Below are 21,852 nucleotides of genomic sequence, written 5' to 3' on the forward strand. Positions count from 1 at the left end.
TTTACAACCAAAAACCCCCCCGGGATCGTTTCCCGTTTTTCTCAAAAATAGCTTTTAAAAAATAAATTTTTTTATACCTTTGTTTTATTAAAAATACAATAACGTTTTTCGGCGTGGCGGCTTTCCCCCCACGCCGAAATCCTAAACAAGCGATTTTTTCATAAAAGTAATTTCAAGGGAAATGGTATTAGATTTCAAATAAGAGCCTTTCTCCTGATTTCCTGTCAGAGAAATGTCCGTTTTCATAAACCAAATGCCCATTCACAAAAGTATGGGTAACCTTAGAATGAAAATTCATACCTTCCAGCGGGCTCCAGCCACATTTGTATAAAATATTTTCTTTAGCCACCGTCCAGTTTTTATCCAGAGCCACCAAAACCAGATCCGCCTTATACCCTTCTCTCACAAAACCTCTTTTTTCAACTCTGAAAAGAATGGCCGGATTGTGACACATCTTTTCAACGATCTTCTCCAAAGAAATCCTGCCGTTTTTATAATTTTCCAGCATTACAATTAGCGAATGCTGTACCAATGGTGCCCCGGAAGGGCATTTTGTATACGTATTCTGTTTTTCCTCAGCCGTATGAGGGGCATGATCCGTTGCAATCACATCGATCCTACCATCCAAAAGTGCTTCCCAAAGCCCGTCTTTATCTTTCTGTGTTTTAACAGCAGGATTCCACTTGATTAAAGCTCCTTTTGTATCGTAATCCTCATTGGTAAAAGTAAGGTGATGCACACAAACTTCAGCGGTAATTTTTTTATCTTTTAAAGGAATATTATTTCTGAAAAGTTCTGTTTCTTTAGCCGTAGAAAGGTGGAAAACATGAAGTCTTGCTCCCGTTTTTTGCGCCAGCTCAATAGCTTTTGAGGATGATTTGTAACAAGCTTCCTCGCTTCTGATCAGGTGGTGGAACTTCACCGGAATATCTTCCCCGTATTCATCCATATACTTTTGTGTATTGGCCTTAATGGTTGCCTCATCTTCACAGTGGACAGCGATCAGCATTTTTGTACTGCTGAAAATATTTTCCAGGGTTTCAGGGTTGTCCACCAACATATTTCCTGTAGAAGAGCCCAGAAACAATTTAATTCCCGGAACATTTCGCGGATTTGTCTTTAATACTTCTTCAAGGTTATCATTGGTACCGCCCATCATAAAACCGTAATTCGCATAGGCTTTCTGCGAGGCAATCTCATATTTGTTTGCTAACAATTCCTGTGTAACGGCATTGGGAACGGTATTCGGCTGATCGATGAAACTTGTTATTCCTCCTGCAACTGCAGCTTTTGACTCACTTTCTATATCTCCTTTGTGGGTCAGCCCGGGCTCACGGAAATGTACCTGATCGTCAATTATTCCCGGTAAAAGATACTTTCCTGAAGCATCAATTACCTCATCTGCCTCTTCAGAAATCCCCGGGTTTATTTGAGAGATCAGATCATTTTCAATTAAAATATCGCTTTCAAAGATCCGGCCTTCATTTACAATTTTTACATTTTTGATTAGGGTTTTCATTTTTTACTCAGACAATTAGATGTTATATATTAGAAGCAGGAAAGAGCTATAAGTTCTAAACTATAGATAAAAATAATCCCTGGCTTCTGCCTATAAAAAGCAAAATTAAGCTTTCAAAATGATTTTTAAACATAAGTCCGAAAATTCTAAAATCTAATATTTACATTTGCAGAAAATTTTCAGAGTTGTATAAGAAATTATTTGGGCAAACGGCAGTTTATGGTCTCAGTTCCGTACTGGTTCGGATCTTTCCGTTCATCATTGCACCTATAGTGACCAAAGCTTTCGGTCCTGCTGCATCGTCACCTTTCGTAGACTGGTATTCTATTGCAGGAGTGATCACGGTTTTACTTACCCACGGTATGGAAACTTCATTTTTCCGTTTTGCGCAGGAAGAGAGTATAGACAGAAAGACTTTGATCTCGACCTGCTCAATGAGCATCATCGGAATAGGGCTCATCTACCTTATCCTGGGGTATGTTTTCAGGCAGGATCTTGCCAACGCTTTCGAAACTCCGGATCAGGTCAATTATCTGGTCATATTTTTATTCATACTCTCACTGGATGCTTTTTCCACAATTCCTTCAGCCATTCTGAGGCTTGAAGGAAAACCTTTTCAATATATGCTCTCCAAGGTTGCCGGTTCACTGGTTTACTTTTTCTTAGTGGTATTTTTCATCAAATGGCTTCCCAAGCATCCTGAAGGAATTTTAGGGCTAAAATATAATCCCGAATTTGGAGTAGGCTATGTTTTTGTTGCCAATCTGGTACAAAGCATCATCACCCTGCTTATCGTAGGTAAAGAATTCGTGAATTTCAGCATTTCGAAATTTGATTTCAGATTATGGAAGAGGATCATGGGGTATTCATGGCCTGTAATGATCGCAGGACTTGCCGGTATCGTTAACCAGACTCTTGACAGGCAGTTCCTTAAATACCTGCTTCCTGATGAAGAAGCACGCCATCAGATCGGGGTTTATGGTGCCGTTTATAAAATAGCCACTTTTATCACTGTTTTCAGGCAGGCATACCAATTGGGTATTGAACCTTATTTCTTTTCAAGCTTTAAGAATAAGGATTCTCATAAGACATATGCCGTACTCATGGATGTTTTTGTGATATGCAGCTGTATTATTTATATGGGGCTGATGGTTAATTTACAATGGATATCCGAAAGATATCTCAGAAATCCGCTCTACTATGAAGGGATCGAGATCATCCCGTTTGTAATGCTAGGCGCATTATTCTTAGGAATATACCTTAACCTGTCTATATGGTACAAACTTTCTGATCAGACGAGGGTAGGTTTATACATATCAGTTATAGGAGCCACCATCACCGTGCTCATCAACTTCCTTTTCATTCCGGAATATGGCTACTGGGCCAGTGCGGTCGCAGCACTCATCACTTTCATGTCTATGATGATTATATCTTACTTCTGGGGACAGTTATGGTATCCTATTCATTATAATTCCGGTAAAATAATGTTGTATCTGGTGGTTACCATCACATTTTCACTGGTATCTTTTTATTTCTTCAGAACCAATTATCTAGTAGGGAATTTGTTTCTGATAGCATTCCTTGCTCTGGTTGCCTTTAACGAAAAAGCCATCGTAAGAAAATTATTAAGAAAATAGATTACATCATCATTATCAACCACTTACCATATACACAAGAGCACACATTATAATCTTTCCAAGAATCCTGATCAAGTATCTCTGAATTTTAATACATTTGCCAGTGCTAGTTTTTTAAAGCTGTTAATAATGACAAAATACAAATAGTATATACACGATTATGAAAATTATTGTACCTATGGCTGGACGTGGTTCCAGATTACGTCCACATACGCTTACTGTTCCAAAACCTCTTATCCCGATTGCCGGAAAACCTATTGTGCAAAGACTTGTAGAAGATATTGCCAAAGTTGCCGGGGAAAAAATAGAAGAAGTCGCTTTCATTATAGGGGATTTCGGCCCGGAAATCGAAAAATCTTTAGTACAGATCGCCGAAAAGCTGGGAGCTAAAGGAAGCATCTATTACCAGAATGATCCTCTGGGAACGGCCCATGCCATCAAATGTGCGGAAGACTCTATGCAGGGTGATGTTGTGATTGCCTTTGCAGATACCCTTTTTCGTGCAGATTTTGAGTTAGATAAAAATTCTGACGGAGTAATCTGGGTAAAAAGTGTAGAAGACCCGTCTGCCTTTGGTGTTGTAAAATTAGATAACTATGGTTTTATCACAGATTTTGTTGAAAAACCGAAAACATTCGTCTCAGATCTTGCCATTATTGGTATTTATTATTTCAACAGTGCTGAAAAGCTGATGCATGAAATTAATTATATCATGGAGAATGACATTAAGAATGGCGGAGAATATCAATTGACAACTGCTTTAGAAAACTTAAGAGCCAAAGGTTCAAAATTCACTTTAGGCAAAGTAAACGACTGGATGGATTGTGGAAACAAGAATGCCACAGTAGAAACCAATAGTAAAATTCTTGAATACGAAAAAGTGGAAATGGCAAAACATCCGGCTACTGCAGTTATTGAGAATTCGCTGATCATTCCGCCATGCTTTATTGGTGAAAACGTAAAGATCTCCAATTCAAAGATCGGCCCGGGAGTTTCCTTAGGAAATAATACTGTTGTGATCAATTCAAACATTGAGAACTCACTGATCCAGGAAAACACGCAGATCAATCATGGAAATTTATCCAATTCAATGATCGGGAACTCTGCCCAGTACTTTGGTGTTGCGAGAGAAATCTCTTTAGGAGACTATTCCGTATTGGATTTCCTTTCCAAATAATTTATATACCCCAAATAAGAGTTATTCAGGCCACACAAAATGTTTTGTGTGGTTTGGCGTTAATATTGCAAAGTATTTTTTGAACTGAAAAGATAAATACATGAAAAACTGGATACCCTTCATTTTATTGCTTCTGGTCCTGTCTTCCTGCAAAACGCGAAATGCTGCCAGAAAGAACACTAACAAAATACAGGACAGTACTTTCACAGAAAGCAGTAATAATCCGAAAGATGCCAATGAACCTGTAAGAGATAAACTTACATTCTATGAACATGTACTTATCCCTCCAAAATTTGATCAGATCAAGATCAACAGTAAGGTTAATGTTGAAACGGGAAGCTTCATTCCCACATTAGACGCCACGATCTATATTGAAAATGACCAGAAAGTATGGATGAACCTGACCGCTTTATTTATCGGCGTTGCAAGAGGTATCGCGACTCCCGAGGGAGTAAGAGGACTCGACAGGACCAGTAAAACCTATATAGACTCCGATTTTGATTACCTCAACACATTACTGAATGTTAATTTCATAGATTATAAATCTCTTGAAAAAATATTAATGGGGAGAACTTTTGTGAAGATAAGCGATTCCCGGTTTACCCTTACAAAAAATGCTCAGGGCTTTAGGATGGTATCCAATGGAACCCAGAGAATTGAGACCGATGAAAAAGCACGGGAATATGAGATCACATTGCTTTATGATGAAAACTATGACTTATTGAGCGTTCATCTGAAGGATGTTTTATCTCCTGATGAGCTGGAAATCTCGTACAGCAACTGGGATGAATATAATGGAATCCGGTTACCAAAAAATGTTAAAATAATTATAAAAGGTTCAAAAAACAGTCAGATTTTAATGGAAAACACGAAATTTGATTTTTCGAAGATGGAAACTCCCTATTCAGTTCCAGGCAATTATAAGAAAATTGAGATTAAATGATTAAAAAAATTAGCTTTTTAATAGGAATTTTGTTGTTTACTCTGCACTATGGGCAGAAAAAAGAACAGTTACAAAAACAAAATGCCGAACTTAAAAAACAAATTGCACAAATAAACTCAGATTTAGCAAAAACAAGAAACGAATCTAAGCTTTCCATAGCATATCTTACCAACGTTAATAAAAAATTGACTTTAAGGGAGAAAGTTTATAATAACACCCAGAAAGAAAAAAGATTTATTGAAGACGAAATCTATCTTCGTCAGCTTGAGATCAACCGCCAGAACAGAGAGCTGGCTGTCCTCAGGAAAAATTACGCCGAGGTTCTCGTCAATGCATACAAAAATAAAGGAGTACAAAATAAAGTAACCTTTATCCTTTCTTCCAAAAATATGGGTGAAGCCATAAGACGGGTTCAATATTTAAAGCAATACTCTGATTATCAGGACAAGAAAGCTGCAGAAATCTCCAATGCGGCCACACAGATCAAAAAGTCAATTGCACAAAGGCAGAAATCGGTTAAGGATAAGGAAACCCTTTTAGTGACCCAACAAAAGGACCTCACCACCATTAATGTTGAAAAAGCCCAAAAAGAGCAGCTTGTTTCTGAATTCAGGAAAAATGAATCCAAACTAACGGCTGAACTTAAACAAAAGCAGACCCAGAATAAAGCCGTTGAAGCTCAAATCCGTGCCATCATTGCAGAAGAGATCAGGGTAGCCAAGGCAGAAGAGGAATCCAGAAAAAAAGCAGAAGCAGAGAAAATACGTCTGGCAAAACTGGCTGCAGAAAGAGAAAAAGCAAGAATTGAAGCTGAAAATAAGGCAAGGGCTGAAGCTTTGGAAAGAGAAAGAAAAGCGGCCGAAGCCGAAGCAAAAAAAACAGCTGAACTGGCGGCAAAAAGAGCCGAAGAAGAAAGAAAACGAACGGAAGAAGCCGCAAGAGCAGAAGCAAGTGCAAGAGATGAAGCAAGGAAAATAGCCGCCACAAAAGCTACCGAAGAAGCCAATGCAAAAGCCAGAGAGGCTGCCAATAAATTAGCTGCAGCAAAAGCTGCTGAAGCCGCCTTGGCTAAGAAAAAAGAAGACGAGAAAAAAGCTGCGGAATCTAAAGCAATGACTAATTTCGGGGTTTCTACAGCAGCAGGAAATAATTTTGCTGAAAACAGAGGAAAATTGGGGTTCCCGGTTGATAAAGGACAAATTACCCACCGTTTTGGAAGGCAGCCGCACCCGGTTTTCAAAAATATTGTTGAAGAGAATAATGGAATTAAAGTTTCTGTTCCTTCCGGAACCCGTGCAAAGTGTGTATTCCCCGGATCAGTTTCTTCAGTTCTGGCCAACAGTGACGGGACGAAGACCGTGATCGTAAAACACGGAAACTATTTTACCATTTATTCCAATCTGGGAAGTGTAAATGTTTCCAAAGGTCAACAGGTTTCTGCGGGTACGCCTGTTGGGACTGTAGGACAGGATTTTGACGGATCATATACCCTTGATTTCCAGGTTTGGAGCGGCAGTACGCCAGTTGACCCAATGGGTTGGGTTTCTTATTAAAAAAGATTAACTTTGCAAAAAGATTTAAAAATGGAAACATTAACAATATTAGCCTTATCATGGCAGCATATCCTCATCGTGGCATTACTTCTTGTATTGCTTTTCGGGGGCAGAAAAATCCCTGAGCTGATGAGAGGAGTTGGTTCCGGCATCAAAGAATTCAAAGATGCTGTAAAAGAAGATGAAAAACCTGGTTCAGAAAACAAAAATTCTTCAACGAATACTAATTCTTCCAGCAACTAAAATTCTTTAATTAATGAACTTTACTGAGACTGCATGGCCGATCTTCAACCAATCTATTGAAGATTATCACGTGCTCGATGACGTTAACGCTCTAATCAATAACCCGTTCGAAAAAGACAGTTTGGAACGGATTTTGTATGCAAAGAACTGGATTGATACCGTTCAATGGCATTTGGAAGATATAATTAGAGATGAGAATATAGACCCAACCGAAGCGCTTCAACTCAAACGAAGAATAGACGCCTCTAATCAGCAAAGAACTGATTTAGTGGAATTTATAGACGGCTGGTTTCTTAAAAAGTTTGAAAATATAACTCCCGGACCTCATGCAAAGATCAATACGGAAACACCCGCCTGGGCTGTAGACAGATTATCAATACTTGCGCTGAAGGTTTATCATATGTCATTAGAAGCCAACAGAGAATCCGCTTCTGAAGAGCACCGTCGGAATTGCCAGGCAAAACTGGATGTGCTTCTTATTCAGAAAGAAGATCTGTCAACTTCTATCAATCAGTTGCTTGCTGATATTGAGAACGGTAATGTTAAGATGAAGGTATACAAACAAATGAAAATGTATAATGATGAAAGTCTTAACCCGATCCTGTATCAAAAGGAGCAACAGAAATGAAAAGACTAATTTTTTTTGGAGTACTGCTTTTAATAACTTTTTCTTGCGCAACGGAAAAATTGAATTTTTCTCCGTTGTCTAATAATTTTTATAGCGAAGCAAAGGGTTCTGATTCCGACAGAGGAGTAAAGAAAAGCATGGACATCAATATCAAAGAAAATGTAAATGCTTCTGAAATCTCCAATCTGATCTCAACTTTTCCTAAATTTAAGAATACCGGTTTAAACGAAGAAATCAATTCATTGAAATACAGTCTGCAAAATTACCTGTATGCAATTGATGCCAACAATATAGCCGGAAAAAACAGAGCGATCAAAAGTTTTGAAAAGTCCTATAAAAAGATCCAAAAGCTCAGACAGCATCTTGATAAGGATGACGATGAAGTACTTAACAGATACCTGGTAAGACTGAAAAACAATATCTCTGTTATTGAAGATTCTTTAAAAAGAAATTAAAAAACCAATTCAACTTAATTCATGATTAGAATTCAGGCGGAAGCCAATGTTCCCACAGAACACGGTACTTTCCGGATGATTGCTTTCTCCGAAAACGAAAACGACTGGATGCCTCATATGGCAATTATATCGGAAAATACAGATTTTTCCCAACCTGTCAATGTACGCTTCCATTCAGAATGTATCACCGGAGAAGTTTTCCATTCAAAAAAATGTGAATGCGGCCAGCAATTAGATGCGGCAATGAAATATATCCATGAACATGGAGGAATGATCATTTACCTTCGCCAGGAAGGAAGAAATATCGGGATTATTAACAAATTGAAAGCATATTCCCTGCAGGAAAAAGGACTAGATACTGTAGAAGCCAACCTGAAACTGGGGCTTCCTGCTGATGACAGGAGCTTTGGGGTAGCTATTGAAATTCTAAATGTATTGAATATAAAGAACATCAATCTTCTCACCAATAATCCGGAAAAGGTAAAATATGTAGAGGAAAGTAATATTCATCTTAATTCAAGGGTTCCGTTACAGATCCCTGCCAATGATATCAGCAGAGGATATCTGAAGACAAAGAAAGATTATTTCGGCCATCTTTTGGATGATAACGACAACTAGATATTTAAAGTAAATGAAGCCTAAACCATATAGGAACCTATAAATATTACAATTATTTTTCACCATATACCATATAAAAGCTCCGGAAAAATTTCCGGAGCTTTTTTGTAATTATAAAAAACTGAAAAGATATTTCTTAATTAATTGTAGTTTTAATAATTTTAGACTCATCAATATTATAATATTTAATTACGCTATTGTAATCATTGTAATCTAGATTAGCATTTTTATTTGCATCTGCAGGTACAAGTACAATCCTAAAATTCTGATTGGTCAAATATTCACTAGCTTCGCTATTAGTCATTGTAGCTTGATCAAAATTAGCTTCGGTATAGATTTCTACACTTTGCGAATTAAACAGGAAATTGTAATCCAATTCTCTACCATTTGACAAATAATAAGTTTTTGGTAAAAGTTGCCATACAGGAGAAGAGTTCGTATTTGAATTAATATTTCTATATACTAAAACTACATCAGTATTCAAAATATTAATACCTTGCGTTAACGTATACCCATTATTGCTTGTAAAAGTCCCAGTGATATCCCTCATCTGAGAAATTGTATCACTATCTTCGTAAACAACATCGTCATTATTATCATCACAGCTAAAAATAAATAAGCTTACGAAAGTTAAAAGTAAAAAAGGAAGAAATTTTTTCATTGTTATAAGGTTTAGTTTATCATTGATTATGCACATTCAAAACATATACCAAAAAACTCAAAAACATTCTTTATCCTGATTTTTTTAATTGTATTTTTGTTCTTATTCAAAAATCATGAACAAAATAGTCTACACATCCTTATTCGTATTCTTTTTTATCAGTTCTAAACTTTCGGCACAATACCTGCCTAAAAATATCTCACGGGCAGATACTAAAAAAGCTCACCGATGGGTTGACAAAACATATAACTCGCTTTCACAGGACGAAAAACTAGGGCAGCTGTTTATTGTGGCACTCTATACTAATAAAGATGAAAACCATATCAGCCAGGTCAGGAATATTGTTGTGAATGATAAAATCGGAGGTCTGATCCTGATGCAGGATGATGCGGCAAGGGAAATAAATCTGGTAAACGAATTCCAGAAAAAATCCAAAGTTCCGCTAATGATCGGGATGGATGCAGAATGGGGATTGTACCAGAGAATTGCTACAGCTCATAAATTTCCGTGGGCAATGACCTTAGGAGCAATTCAGGACAAAAACCTGATCTACCAGATGGCTTCCAAGATTGCTGAAGACTGCAAAAGAATGGGGATCAACTGGGATTTTGCCCCTGTGGTTGATGTGAATACCAATCCGAATAACCCGATCATCGGGAACCGAAGTTTCGGTTCGGAAGTCAATAACGTGATCAGTTCTGCTCTATCCTACTCCAATGGATTACAGGATAACAACATTCTTGCTGCCATAAAGCATTTTCCGGGCCATGGGGATACCAGTACGGACACCCATCTTGAATTGTCAGTTGTTCCGCATAATATGGAGCGTTTGAATACAGTAGAACTAGCTCCTTTCAAAGCATTAATGAATAAAGGAATCGGAGGGGTTATGGTAGCTCATTTATATGTCCCTTCCCTGGAATCCGGAAAAGGAATTCCGGCATCTGTTTCTAAAAATATCATTACAGGCTTATTAAAGGAAAAATTAGGGTATAAGGGTTTGATCATTACTGATGCTTTAAATATGGGTGCTGTAGCCAATAAATACAAACCGGGAGAACTGGATGCCTTGGCTTTCAAAGCGGGAAATGATATCATGTTGTTTTCACAGGGGGTTTCTGAAGGAAAAAAATTAATTCAGAAAGCGATTGACAACGGAGAAATTCCACAATCCAGAGTAGAAGAAAGTGTAAAGAAAATTCTATTGACCAAATATTTTTTAGGATTGGATCAATATTCTCCTAAAAGTCCTGAAAATATTAATGAAGACCTGAACAATCATTCACATAAAAATCTGGTTCAAAACCTTTATGCGAATGCGTTAACACTACTAAAAGATGATAAAAAACTGCTTCCTCTTAACTGTAAGACAACTTATTATTATGTCCCGTTAGAAGAAGCACCTTATCAGACTTTTACGGATCAGTTAAATCTGGGAACAACAGTTATTGTAAAAAAAGCAGGTGAGATTAACACCATTCCTGCTAATTCTACCGTGATCGTAGGATTTCATAAAGATAATTCAACAGCTTATAAGCCTTATAAAATTTCGGCAGAGTCAAAGAAGGTCCTTGCAGACCTTTCAAAAAATCAAAATGTAATATTAAATGTTTTCGGAAGTGCCTATGCCTTAAAAGATGTTGATATTTCAAAAGTTTCCACTGTTCTGGTTTCGTATGAAAACAATGATGATTCTATGATTTCTACAGCTAATGCTTTAAAGGGAAAAACAAAGATCTGGGGAAGGCTTCCTGTTTTAGTTAATGATAACCTGAAAGCTGGAATGGGCATGGATCTCAATACAGTTTCTTCAGGTAACACAACAACATTTACAACATCAAAACAACCATAAAATAATGAAAATAGGCATACTTTGCTATCCAACATACGGAGGAAGCGGAATAGTCGCTACAGAACTCGGAATGTCTCTTGCCAACAAAGGGTATGAAGTCCATTTCATAAGCTCTGCCCTCCCTGCAAGATTAGATATCACCAATCCGAATATTTTTTTTCACAGGGTGAATGTGCAGACCTACCCTCTTTTTCAGTACCAGCCTTATGATATTGCTTTAAGTTCGATGATCTACCGTGTGGTGAATCTTTATAAGCTGGATCTTCTGCATGCTCATTATGCAATTCCTTACGCCTATGCTGCATTTACCGCAAAACAGATGCTTTTGGCAGACCATAATGATATTCCATTGGTAACCACCCTTCACGGGACAGATATTACGCTGGTGGGACAACACCCAAGCTATAAGCATGCCGTGGAATTCTCTATTAATCAATCGGATACCATTACCTCGGTTTCCGAAAGCCTGAAAAAAGATACGCTACAGTTTTTCAATATTAAAAAAGAGATCCAGGTGATCACCAACTTTATTGATAATTCCGAATTTGACGACTGTAACGAATGCCAAAGAACTCAGTTTGCCAATCCGGATGAGAAGATCCTGATCCACGTTTCCAATTTAAGGCCTGTAAAGCGTGTGGAGGAAGTTCTTCAGATCCTTAAGAATGTCCAGAAAAAGGTAAAATCCAAATTGATCATCATCGGAGAAGGCCCTGATATGGAGAAAATCAATCAGTTCCTGGAAGAAAACCCCGATCTGATCTCTAAAATACGCCTTCTTGGAAAAGTGAATGACCTGTACCGTATCCTTCAGCTTTCGGATGTGTTTTTACTTCCTTCTGAGCAGGAAAGCTTTGGCCTGGCAGCTTTGGAAGCTATGGCTGCCAATACGCCGGTAATCAGTTCCAATGCAGGAGGAATCCCGGAAGTGAATATCCAGGGTGAAACAGGTTATCTGGCAGAAATCGGGAATGTGGAAGCGATGAGCAATTACACTATCAAGCTATTAAGTAATGAGGATCTTTTAGCCAAAATGAAGAAAAACGCGAAAGAGCAAGCTATAAAATTTGATTTGAAGAACATTCTTCCTATTTATGAGGAAATGTATAGAACGACTATAGAAAACTTTAAGAAGGAGCCAGCGAAAGTTAAGCAATAATACATTGTTAATACCATATCGATATATTTGGTAAGTGTAAAATCCAAAAACCTTTTCTTGCAATTTTTACAGAAGTATTGCTGCTTTTTGGTTTTTATTTTCCATTTTTAATGATTTCTAAAGAATAACAATTGGGGCAATTTTTGGTGTCACTAACTTTGGACCACCTATTATGATTCTCAATCATTTGCGATATGTTTTTTCTACAAAAATAAACGAGAGCAAGGTTATCTTACTCTCGTTTTTATAAATTAAACTTCAATTGATATTGAAAATCAAACGATTACATTTCTTAAATTGAATATCACTAAATCTGAAACACTACCATTGCAAATCCGTGACATCGGTATATTAATGAGTCGCAGTACATAATAACTCTCCATACTCCAATCCTAAAAAAAGTCTAGTCAAAGCCTTAAAAAGATCACCACTACGGTAGATCACATCTGTAATTTGTAAAGAAATATAAACAATACCCTCATCATCCATCAATAGCGTTATATACGAATTGTCAGCATATCCGATTATTACAGCACTTGAAGGTAGAACATTTAAACAACCTCTAACAGGTCTTTCGAGATAAATAATTTTATTTAAAAACTCAACATCACATGCAGGATTATTAACTCCTCTCCATTTAACGTCAATATGTGCGCATTCAAAAATATTCAAAACGGCTTCTGGTAAATTTTTTGCATTTTTTGTTTTCGATTTAATATCGTCCTGATAAAACTCGCCAATCAAAACAAATAACTTACTGTTATAATCGTTTTCTTCAAACAATATTTTCTCTAATATTAATTTAATCACATCATTATAAATATGTGTATCAGAAAAATCAAAGCTGATTAACTCTATATAGGCATCCTCACCAATTATAGATTCTAAATCAGATAATCCATATACTATTTTCTCAAATTCTGCTAATTTTAGCTTTCCACCTACAAATTCATAAAATGGAATTTTCCAAACTGGTGGTAATTTATAACTAATCTTATCTAGTTTATCATTTATTAATGCCATAGTCTAATTATCTTGGAATTACAGGTGAGCCTGTTCAACGGGTCATACCGGTAATTATATCTTCTTAATACGCCGTCATTAGCTGTATTCCAGTTGACCTCTGCAATGTTTCCGTTATATCTTCCAGAAGCCAGGGTAGTATTGACAGGGTTCTGGTATCTGATCTCATATCCGAAGAGTTTTCCGTTCAGGTTCTCAGGATCATTGATCTTGGCCATCAACGATATCTGAAACACTTAATTACTTTTGAGCTCATTCCAAGCTATTTTTAAGCCTTAAAAGCAAAAGGACAATCCTAAGATCCTCCTTTTATTTTCTATCCTTATTTATAACATATTGAAAATCAATATGAATTAATTTCAAAATATCAAATCAACACATTTGGAACACTACCCGTTTGGAACACTACCATATAATCGTGCGTGCGTGTGGATTATATACGATAACTCTATCTTCTAGATGAGGAGTGTTGAGTAATCTCATTCTCCATTGAGGATCAATATTAGAAAGTTTTAAAGAAATATTATTACATAATTGACACCATCCTGACGTTTCTTCATTAAACTTGAAAATACCCCCGTTTGTATGAATTTCTAAGAACATAGTGCTGGTGTCAAAAAGCAGAACATTGTACGCAATTATAAAATTTATATCATTCCATTTTATAAAGTCTCGTGTTTTTAGATTTTTAACATAGAAGCCGTTGTTTTCAAATTTAAAAACTCCATCATCTGAAAAGTATGGATCTGATTCGTCATAATTTCTAAAAGGATATTTTTTTATATAATTTAAAATTTCCAATTGCTTGATTAAAAGTATTATAAAAACTGTAATTATGATATAAAATAAGATCCAAAATATAATATTCCCCCATCTAATAATTAAGAAAAAAGAAAACAATGTTAAAATTAAACTTATTATTAAATAGACTTTTATATACTTCATTATTTAATGTAATCCAATAACAACTCTTACTTTTCCCAACCTATATGATTTTCTAAAATTACAGGATTATATATTTTATTATATCCTATTGGCTTATAGAAGAGAAGTGTAATTTTTAAGGGTTTTCTTAAACTATTAGCATCACTTTCTTTTTTATACACATACTGAATGTACTTCATTTTAATATTTGGAGAGAGACCTACAGTATCTTTAATTTTAATATCTTTTTGTAACATCCCTTTTGAATTAATCATATTATAATGATTATATAAAAAATTTAAATCACCTACAGTTACCCCAGGATAATTTTCAGCATCATAAATTAAATTATTATAAGCTTGTATATCGTTATTTTTAACAGCATCCCAGTACTTTGCAACTGTTTCTTTTATCTGGTCTTTATCCTTTTGATCTTGGGATACACAACCCACAAAAAGAAAAAGAATTAAAAATATGCTTATTGTTTTTATCATGGCTGTATATCTCTGCTTTTTGTTGTTAACTGTTGATCTAAGGGCTGGATAGGCAATTTATTATCTCTCAATATTTGTGTGCCGTTCTGGATTATTAAAGAATTGGGCATTAATCCTGCATCGGGATTAGGTAAAGTTCCATCAAAAACATAATTTATTACATCATTTCTGGTTTGCTGATTCATTTCAATGCCGCTCTGGTCAACATATTGAATAGCTCTATCCATAGTCATAGCTTGGCTATTTATTGCTTGAATATCTTTAGACGCTTGTGTATTTTCCTCAAGACTTTTAAATGCTTTTGGAATATCTAAAAGCATTGCTCCATTCTTCACCAATTCTTTTACTCCACTAGAAAATTTTGACATTTTATCAATTCCTTTATCATATGTTTTTGTCCATATGTTAGTAGGGCGATCATCTCCTCTCACACTTTCCATTTTTGCTTCAGATGCAGTAGCTCCGTCATATTTTGGAAGTCGCAAACCTGTAGTTCCATCTGTAATCCTTGCTCCACTTGGATTATATCCTTTTGTTGTTAGTCCAATATCTCCAGCAGTAAATGTTGCTTTTCCATTACTATCCGCTTGAGAAACGGGAGCTCGCTTCACTTTCATAGCATTTCCATGAATAGCAAAAAATCCTGTATGATTCTTCAGTAATTCCAAACCTTCCAACTCAACTCCCATTCCTAACTTGTTTTCTTGAAATGCATAAGTTGAGTTATATGGGTATTTAGCAGCCAAAGGATCAATGTTGAAAAATCTTCCCACATCAGGCATGTAATTTCTCCACTTAAACGAATAAAAACCAGTCTCTTGTAGCTCTTGTCCTTGGTACTTATACTGATAATTCGGATTTCCGGCCAATTGGTTGTATCCCTCATGCTTCAACCCAAAAGGATAATAATTGTTCTCTTCAATGATCTCTGTTCCTGAAATGCCATTCATATAACTCAGCCTTACATTTCCTAAATGATCTGTATAATTGTAAATATACTTATTATTTTCAAAATTATAATACCCTTCTGAAGTAGGTACAAATTTCAGGGTAAAAGGAACCACATTCTGTATTTCTTCATACTGGAAACCGTCCAGATAATCCGTTGTCTTCTTTACATAGACTGAGTTTTCACTGTACCGGTATTCTTTCCTGAGCTTTCTGCCGTCTGAACCATAAAAGTATCTGGAATTTACATTCTGCCAAACCCCTCTGGTATAATACATCTGATCAAATACCACAGACATGGGAAGATTGAGAAAATTGTAATGCAGCTGTAAAATACCTTTATCTATCTGGTCTTTCATATTCCCGTTATCATCATAAGAAATAGTATTCCCCGACACATCAGGATAACCTTTGTAATTCGTTGAGGCATCAGTAACTGATGTGAGCCTGTTTCCGGTATAGTTATAGGTGAGGTTATCTATAAGGGTTGCAGTCCCCATATTATTGGTGTTTCTCCATAAGCGGGTAATATTCCCGTTCAGGTCATAGGCTGTTTCTTCATTATAGAAATTGTTCTGTGGGACTGAGGAAAGGGGCTCGCGGTAATGTGCATGGGTGAGCCTGTTCAACGGATCATACCGGTAATTATACCTTCTTAATACGCCGTCATTAGCTGTTTTCCAGTTGACCTCTGCAATATTTCCGTTATATCTTCCAGAAGCCAAGGTAGTATTGACAGGGTTCTGGTATCTGATCTCATATCCGAAGAGTTTTCCGTTCAGGTTCTCAGGATCATTGATCCTGGTCATCCATCCTCTGATGTTGTACTGGTAGTCTATACTCTGCAGGTTATCACCCACTTTCTTATTGGTGAGCTGGGAAAGCTCATTATAAGTGTTTTCTGTTAATAGCACCTGTGGGTTACTATCTACCTTATGCCAGTGCTTTTTGAGCCTGTTCTGATGGTCATACTCAAAGGTTTCTGCAATGATGGTTTCCGCATCACTGTTTAATCTCTTATGGTAGGTCTTGCTCTGTTTGGCAAGCCCTGCAAAATCCAGCTCGGTCTCTGTTTTTGTATATCCGCCCAGGTGATTGATGGAATGGGTGCCCACAGGCCTTCCTTTGGTATCATACCAGGTATAGCTTTTGGTCCAGCTGTCATCTTCAATATTCTTCGCATAGGAAGCTAAAGCAAGACTCCTTGTATTCCTCGGGGAGGTCAGGTCAGGTTGTTTCAGTACTTCCTGTCCCATCACCTGCAACGGGGAGGAAGGGGAACCGGAAGGATAGGTATCATAATAGTTGACGGAAAGGATCTTATCATACAGCGACTCGAACGGATAGACTCCTCCGGTATAGTAGACCGTCATTCCGCTGTTGTTGAGTCCTGAAGTATTGCGTTCTTCATGGGCGAGATACCCGTTGGCGAGGTAATAATCCAAAGACTCCTGTATCGGCCTTCTTCCATGCTGGGCTCCTATATTGGCGGTACCGGTGTATACGGGCCTTGAGAACTGGTCATATTTGGTGAACAACCACTTTCCGGAGGGACGCATATTCGCATCCTGGGTCATCACCAGCCTGTCAGCCTTATCGTACACCATATATTCCCAGCCTTTCCCGGGAAGCTTCTTTTCCACCAGGCGGCCTTTGCCGTCGTAACGGTACTGGTAGCACAGGTTATCCAGTGCTGCCTGGTCGGGTGAAGCGGGAAGGGAGGCCAGGGGTGGGAGCACAAAGGCCAGCTGGCCGTATTCATTGTATACGTAATAGATATCTGCCTTTTCTGTTTCATTGATCAGTTTCCTCACCAGGATCACCTGTCCCTGGCTGTTTTTGAACTCTATGGTCTTGTTGCCGTCTTCATCGGTGACGGTATTCTTATACAGCTGGGAGGCTCCGTAGGTTCCCGGTACACTGAGGGTGGAGAGGGTGATCACATTCACCCAGGCAGTGGAGGTAACATATTTTTTTACGGCATCGCCTGCGGTATTGGCTCCATAGTCAAAGGTAACGGGTTTGCCGCTCCAGTCGTTTCCCACCTGGATCTGCTGCTGAACCCGGTCCAGCGGAGAGTCTTCCAGTATTTTCTCGGAGTATGTTTTTTCTCCATTGTAAATACCGGTGGCATCTGCAACGGGAAAGGGAACCTGTCCCGGGTTTTGGGTGTATAGGGCCCCGTTCTGGGTTCCGGACTGGGGTACGGGAAGGTAGTCTCTTCTCTGCCTTCCGAACTGGTCATAGACAACAGGGGTCACCACATCTTTTCCTAAAGGGGAGGCTTTGACATTCACCACCTGTTTGGGCCTTCCCAAACCGTCAAAATACTGAACGGCTTCTGAGGTTTTGGGATTGGGCAAAGAAGGATCTGAAAGGTAGGTCCTGGTGTAGACATAGTTTTCCGTACTGCTCGGGGTGGTCTGGGCATGGCCGAGTCCGGTGATCAGTAAGGTACTGATAGGAATGAGTATTTTTTTCATCTTGTGTTTAGTTTTTGTAGTTGTACTTGAATTCTTTCAACACTTTGCCGTTAACATCAACAATCTTTTCCAACCTGTTCGCGGTATCATACTGATATACTTCCCGAAGGCCGGAAGGCGGGGTAACGGTGGTAATTCCTGTCAGAGGATCGTAAGTGTAGGTGCTGATCACGCATTTAGCCGTGGAATATTTAATCCTGAACGCATCCAGCCTGGCAATAAGCTCAGTCTCCGTTGCGGCAGGGGTAAGGTTGTAAGCAGCCGGATTACCGTCTTTTGCAGACAGGGTTTGTATTTCTGCCATTTCTGTCAGGTAATCATGCCCCATGACCGGTTCTCCTTCTATTTTCATGACTGGTCTGGTCTGATCATATCCCCAGACAATATAAACCTGAACGCCGTCTTTGGTGGTATATTTCACGATATTCCCTTTATTGTCATACTGGTTGTAGGTAACTTCAGCAGTACCTGCATTATTCTGAATGTCATACGATAATGCTGATGTCGGAAACGTATGGTTGATATCATCATATTTTGTCTCGGACCTGGAAATGATCTCGGCGTAAGCTGAAGCGTTGGGTCTGCCGCTTGTGCTGGCTTCCAGTGGAACTCCGATAATATTGGCAGCAATAAGCTTCTGATTGTTTTTTTCATGGGCATACTGGTAATTAGTTTCCCGGATCACCCCGTCGGAATGGGTGACGGTTTCTTTTACAGGATAATCTCTCGGGTTATACACGTAGTCTGTACTGGTGGTGACACCGGGGGAGCCTGGAAAATACTGAATGCTTTCCTGCCTGACCAGATGGGCTGTCCCGAACATTTCTTCATTGGTGTAATAGGAAAGGAATCCTGCCACTTCAGGGGTAAGATAGGCTCTTGCTCCCTGATTGTCGGCTACAAATCCTTCATAAGTATTATATTTTCCGCCATAGAGGTATTCTCCTACGTCCTGATGCTGCATTGTTCTTATGGTACCACCTGTTTTCTCGGTAAAGGAGTTGAATGCATACTGGAATTTATCTTCGGTCAGCGGATTATTATGATTGTCATATACTTTTTTATTGAGAAGGTTTCCTCTTTCAAAGTCGTTATTGGGAACGGCAAAGAACGGAGGTGAAACGGGAGGTACCGTGGAGGACGGATGATCTGCAGGAGAGGTATAGGTATACACTGTTCTTCCTTTTCCTGTCTCTGATACGGTCACATACTGATAACCGATATCACCGCCTTTGGTTTTCTGGATCTGGATAAAATTACGGTTAGACCCACGTGTGATATCCTTCTGGAAGAGCTCTGTTCCTACCTGGCCCATATTTACGGGATACTCCAGAAGGGCTTTATACGTTTCGGTGTATCGTCTCACTGGTACCGGGAATACAAGCCCTCCGGAGCTTTTCTTAGGATTATTGATGTCCATATAGTCATAGCTGATCGTTCTTTCTGGCACAGATCCCTGGTTGTAATAGTTAATGCTTCCTATCCTGATCCCCCCGCCGTATAAATACTGGTAGTTATTAAGGTTTTTTTCACGGTAGGTGATATTGAACCATGCATTGAATGCCGGGATTGCAGACTGAGTGTGCTTGGTCAGCCTAAAGTAATAATCACCGGGAACCAGGTCTACCAGCTGAAACTCTATAGGCGGAGGAGTTCCGCTGGGTAAAAATGCTGTTCCTGATCCGCCGACAGGAATATAAGTGGTACCTTCTTTTCTAAATACTTCTACCTGCCACGGGTATGGGTTGATAGCTCCGGTATTGTTGGTAACAATGGCATCTGTACCGTTTTGCAATATGGAGAAGGCATACTTGTATTCTGTACCGAACTGGGTAAAGTGAACTTCTGCACATACATTATTCCAGTTCAGATCGTTATCATCAAAATTCAGTACCTGAGGAGCATAGCTGTAGGTATTGGTCTGGTAGTTGAATTCTGCTTTTCCTTTGGTAGGGTAGGTGATGGATTTTAACAATTCTCCCCCGCAGGAGGCGTTACCCGGCGGAGGCAAAATTCCACCACATAACGGGGTTTCCGGCTTACAGTTATAAAATTCCCATTCATCTGCCGGACCGCCTCCCGGATAATAATCCAGTGCATATCTATATTCTAAGTTATAGGTGGAATTATTCTTATATGTTTTTTCTACGGAGGCAAGGAACAGCCTTTTATAGCCTCCCTGGTTATACACATAATTCAGATTATATTTCTGATCATATCTGGAGTCATTACTCAGTATCCGTACGCTTTTCAGTTTGGCAAGATTTGCGGCATTCTGTCCGCCACCATAGTTGGTGTCTTCTCTTCCTGATTCATATTCGAAGTTAACTTTTCCCTGACCCGGCAATTCTATTTCCGTAAGTTTTCTCACGCCTGTAATCACCATGCTGGTATTGGCTTCGGTTTTCCTCGGAAGGGTGGCTTTATTGGACTGGATCGCATAGGAATTAGGGTCAGGATCACTAAAAAGGTTAGAAGAACCTGATGTTTCATTGGATACGATGGAAACGGGATCTGCATACCTGAACAAGGCGAAATTCTCCCCACGCATATTCTGAATTTTGCTTAAATGGAATGCACTGTTATAGCTTACCGCAGAGTTAGTAGAGCTGGTATAGGAGGTGCCTTCATAATCCTGAGATGAGGAAAAAGTACTTAAGCTGGAGGTTTCCAGCATATCAAAAACGTAGATATTCCCTTTGTCATCTGTGATGGTGAATGCATTAGGCTCATAGGTGGAAGGGTCGTAAATAACTTTAATTTTTAAATTATTCTTATCGAGCTTAACGACATTGAGCTGGCTACCGACTTTTTTAACCACAAATCTTCCGGTATAATCAAGAAAATTATACTGATACAGGTCATATTGGGTATCAAACCGGTTTTTATAGTGGGCTTCAAAAATATATTTGTTGGTATTAATGGTCTGTGCTGCCAGGCCGGGATCTTCTATAATGGTATGGAAGTAATTTTTATAGGCATGAACTCCTGTTGTTTCATCTAGGTATATTCCTATTTTCAGGCCGCCTCCTAAATTGTAGGACACGAGCTTTTCATCGGGGCTTCCCATAACGGTCCTTGAAATGGTTCCACCGGCTGACAGGCTCCATCCTAATCCTACTTCACTGGCTTTGTCTTCAGGCTTGGCATTGTAGATGTGATACTGTAGTCCGATATTAATGCCAACATCCTTCAGGCCTGTAGGCAGACTCGCTATGGGAATGGAGACACTGGGTACTCCCGTATAGTTGCTTACCGGGATCTCCTCAAATTTCATCAGGCTATTGACTGTGGGAGATGGCGGAATGATCTCGGGTAAATTTCTCAGACTCTCGGGATTACCCTGAGAGAAAACAGCATTGAATATACTGAATGCTATTATCAGATATGTTTTTTTCATATTATATTGTGTTTATTTCTTAATGATTTTAGCACTTGCAGATTGGTTGGTATCGGTCTTGATGCTCACCAGATAGGCTCCCTGGATTAATGTTTGAGTGTTAATCCTGGTTACTTTGTTCTTGGTCCTGGTTTG

At 38.6% G+C, this 21,852-nt stretch carries 18 protein-coding genes; 10 read left to right on the forward strand and 8 right to left on the reverse strand.

Translation table 11 applies throughout. The annotated features are described in order from the left end of the window. Positions 1–187: 187 nt before the first annotated feature. Positions 188–1,519 (reverse strand): dihydroorotase, encoded by a 1,332-nt coding sequence (locus HNP38_RS17690; protein ID WP_184192064.1) that lies wholly within the window; start codon positions 1,517–1,519, stop codon positions 188–190. A 185-nt stretch (positions 1,520–1,704) separates the two neighbouring features. On the opposite strand from HNP38_RS17690, the gene HNP38_RS17695 reads away from it, so the two are divergent. The 8 genes from HNP38_RS17695 to ribA all read left to right on the forward strand — a co-directional run bounded on the left by HNP38_RS17695 (position 1,705) and on the right by ribA (position 8,773). Continuing rightward, positions 1,705–3,156, forward strand: coding sequence for a lipopolysaccharide biosynthesis protein (locus HNP38_RS17695; RefSeq protein WP_184192066.1), 1,452 nt, complete (start codon positions 1,705–1,707; stop codon positions 3,154–3,156). A 160-nt stretch (positions 3,157–3,316) separates the two neighbouring features. Next, the gene (locus HNP38_RS17700) at positions 3,317–4,333 is read left to right on the forward strand and encodes a sugar phosphate nucleotidyltransferase (protein WP_184192068.1); all 1,017 of its coding nucleotides are present in this window, start codon (positions 3,317–3,319) and stop codon (positions 4,331–4,333) included. A gap of 100 nt (positions 4,334–4,433) precedes the next feature. Continuing rightward, positions 4,434–5,276: a DUF4292 domain-containing protein gene (locus tag HNP38_RS17705; RefSeq protein WP_184192070.1), complete on the forward strand. Its 843-nt coding sequence runs from the start codon at positions 4,434–4,436 to the stop codon at positions 5,274–5,276. Then, positions 5,273–6,829, forward strand: a complete 1,557-nt coding sequence (locus tag HNP38_RS17710) for a peptidoglycan DD-metalloendopeptidase family protein (RefSeq protein WP_184192072.1) — start codon at positions 5,273–5,275, stop codon at positions 6,827–6,829. Before HNP38_RS17705 ends, HNP38_RS17710 begins: the two co-directional genes overlap by 4 nt. A gap of 30 nt (positions 6,830–6,859) precedes the next feature. Continuing rightward, a complete protein-coding gene (tatA, locus tag HNP38_RS17715) occupies positions 6,860–7,072 on the forward strand; it encodes a twin-arginine translocase TatA/TatE family subunit (RefSeq protein WP_184192074.1) in 213 nt (70 codons plus the stop codon). 13 nt (positions 7,073–7,085) lie between these two features. Then, entirely contained in the window at positions 7,086–7,700 is a 615-nt protein-coding gene (locus HNP38_RS17720; protein WP_184192076.1) for a DUF4254 domain-containing protein, read from the forward strand. Beyond that, on the forward strand, positions 7,697–8,155 hold the full coding sequence (locus HNP38_RS17725; protein WP_184192079.1) for a hypothetical protein: 459 nt from the start codon (positions 7,697–7,699) through the stop codon (positions 8,153–8,155). The genes HNP38_RS17720 and HNP38_RS17725 overlap by 4 nt, the downstream gene beginning before the upstream one ends. A 21-nt stretch (positions 8,156–8,176) precedes the next feature. Continuing rightward, positions 8,177–8,773 carry a GTP cyclohydrolase II gene (ribA, locus tag HNP38_RS17730; RefSeq protein ID WP_184192081.1) on the forward strand — a complete coding sequence of 199 codons (597 nt, stop codon included), beginning with the start codon at positions 8,177–8,179 and terminating at the stop codon, positions 8,771–8,773. 136 nt (positions 8,774–8,909) lie between these two features. On the opposite strand, the gene HNP38_RS17735 is transcribed toward ribA, so the two are convergent. After that, positions 8,910–9,434, reverse strand: a complete 525-nt coding sequence (locus HNP38_RS17735) for a hypothetical protein (RefSeq protein ID WP_184192083.1) — start codon at positions 9,432–9,434, stop codon at positions 8,910–8,912. Between the two features lie 115 nt (positions 9,435–9,549). Here HNP38_RS17735 and HNP38_RS17740 point away from each other — a divergent pair, with 115 nt between their 5' ends. Then, a complete protein-coding gene (locus HNP38_RS17740; RefSeq protein WP_184192085.1) occupies positions 9,550–11,286 on the forward strand; it encodes a glycoside hydrolase family 3 protein in 1,737 nt (578 codons plus the stop codon). Positions 11,287–11,290: 4 nt separating this feature from the next. After that, entirely contained in the window at positions 11,291–12,445 is a 1,155-nt protein-coding gene (gene bshA, locus HNP38_RS17745) for an N-acetyl-alpha-D-glucosaminyl L-malate synthase BshA (protein ID WP_184192087.1), read from the forward strand. 351 nt (positions 12,446–12,796) lie between these two features. On the opposite strand, the gene HNP38_RS17750 is transcribed toward bshA, so the two are convergent. From HNP38_RS17750 to HNP38_RS17775, 6 genes are all read right to left on the reverse strand, one after another. Then, on the reverse strand, positions 12,797–13,468 hold the full coding sequence (locus HNP38_RS17750) for a hypothetical protein (protein ID WP_184192089.1): 672 nt from the start codon (positions 13,466–13,468) through the stop codon (positions 12,797–12,799). Then, a complete protein-coding gene (locus HNP38_RS17755) occupies positions 13,459–13,704 on the reverse strand; it encodes a hypothetical protein (protein WP_184192090.1) in 246 nt (81 codons plus the stop codon). The genes HNP38_RS17750 and HNP38_RS17755 overlap by 10 nt, the downstream gene beginning before the upstream one ends. A gap of 735 nt (positions 13,705–14,439) precedes the next feature. Further along, positions 14,440–14,886 (reverse strand): hypothetical protein, encoded by a 447-nt coding sequence (locus tag HNP38_RS17760; protein WP_184192092.1) that lies wholly within the window; start codon positions 14,884–14,886, stop codon positions 14,440–14,442. Continuing rightward, positions 14,883–18,317, reverse strand: a complete 3,435-nt coding sequence (locus HNP38_RS17765; protein WP_184192094.1) for a DUF6443 domain-containing protein — start codon at positions 18,315–18,317, stop codon at positions 14,883–14,885. Before HNP38_RS17765 ends, HNP38_RS17760 begins: the two co-directional genes overlap by 4 nt. A gap of 7 nt (positions 18,318–18,324) precedes the next feature. Next, the gene (locus HNP38_RS17770) at positions 18,325–21,717 is read right to left on the reverse strand and encodes an RHS repeat domain-containing protein (protein WP_184192096.1); all 3,393 of its coding nucleotides are present in this window, start codon (positions 21,715–21,717) and stop codon (positions 18,325–18,327) included. A 12-nt stretch (positions 21,718–21,729) separates the two neighbouring features. Further along, positions 21,730–21,852, reverse strand: a 123-nt coding sequence (locus HNP38_RS17775; RefSeq protein WP_184192098.1) for a T9SS type A sorting domain-containing protein, incomplete at its 5' end; no start/stop codon positions are given.

This window comes from Chryseobacterium defluvii (genome assembly GCF_014204415.1).
Classification (GTDB): domain Bacteria; phylum Bacteroidota; class Bacteroidia; order Flavobacteriales; family Weeksellaceae; genus Chryseobacterium; species Chryseobacterium defluvii_A.

What these genes read in the sequence shown, in the direction of transcription:
- HNP38_RS17690 (WP_184192064.1), bottom strand. Translation starts at nt 1,519, where the DNA reads ATGAAAACCCTAATCAAAAATGTAAAAATTGTAAATGAAGGCCGGATC.
- HNP38_RS17700 (WP_184192068.1), top strand. Translation starts at nt 3,317, where the DNA reads ATGAAAATTATTGTACCTATGGCTGGACGTGGTTCCAGATTACGTCCA.
- HNP38_RS17705 (WP_184192070.1), top strand. Translation starts at nt 4,434, where the DNA reads ATGAAAAACTGGATACCCTTCATTTTATTGCTTCTGGTCCTGTCTTCC.
- HNP38_RS17710 (WP_184192072.1), top strand. Translation starts at nt 5,273, where the DNA reads ATGATTAAAAAAATTAGCTTTTTAATAGGAATTTTGTTGTTTACTCTG.
- tatA (WP_184192074.1), top strand. Translation starts at nt 6,860, where the DNA reads ATGGAAACATTAACAATATTAGCCTTATCATGGCAGCATATCCTCATC.
- HNP38_RS17720 (WP_184192076.1), top strand. Translation starts at nt 7,086, where the DNA reads ATGAACTTTACTGAGACTGCATGGCCGATCTTCAACCAATCTATTGAA.
- HNP38_RS17725 (WP_184192079.1), top strand. Translation starts at nt 7,697, where the DNA reads ATGAAAAGACTAATTTTTTTTGGAGTACTGCTTTTAATAACTTTTTCT.
- ribA (WP_184192081.1), top strand. Translation starts at nt 8,177, where the DNA reads ATGATTAGAATTCAGGCGGAAGCCAATGTTCCCACAGAACACGGTACT.
- HNP38_RS17735 (WP_184192083.1), bottom strand. Translation starts at nt 9,434, where the DNA reads ATGAAAAAATTTCTTCCTTTTTTACTTTTAACTTTCGTAAGCTTATTT.
- HNP38_RS17740 (WP_184192085.1), top strand. Translation starts at nt 9,550, where the DNA reads ATGAACAAAATAGTCTACACATCCTTATTCGTATTCTTTTTTATCAGT.
- bshA (WP_184192087.1), top strand. Translation starts at nt 11,291, where the DNA reads ATGAAAATAGGCATACTTTGCTATCCAACATACGGAGGAAGCGGAATA.
- HNP38_RS17750 (WP_184192089.1), bottom strand. Translation starts at nt 13,468, where the DNA reads ATGGCATTAATAAATGATAAACTAGATAAGATTAGTTATAAATTACCA.
- HNP38_RS17760 (WP_184192092.1), bottom strand. Translation starts at nt 14,886, where the DNA reads ATGATAAAAACAATAAGCATATTTTTAATTCTTTTTCTTTTTGTGGGT.
- HNP38_RS17765 (WP_184192094.1), bottom strand. Translation starts at nt 18,317, where the DNA reads ATGAAAAAAATACTCATTCCTATCAGTACCTTACTGATCACCGGACTC.
- HNP38_RS17770 (WP_184192096.1), bottom strand. Translation starts at nt 21,717, where the DNA reads ATGAAAAAAACATATCTGATAATAGCATTCAGTATATTCAATGCTGTT.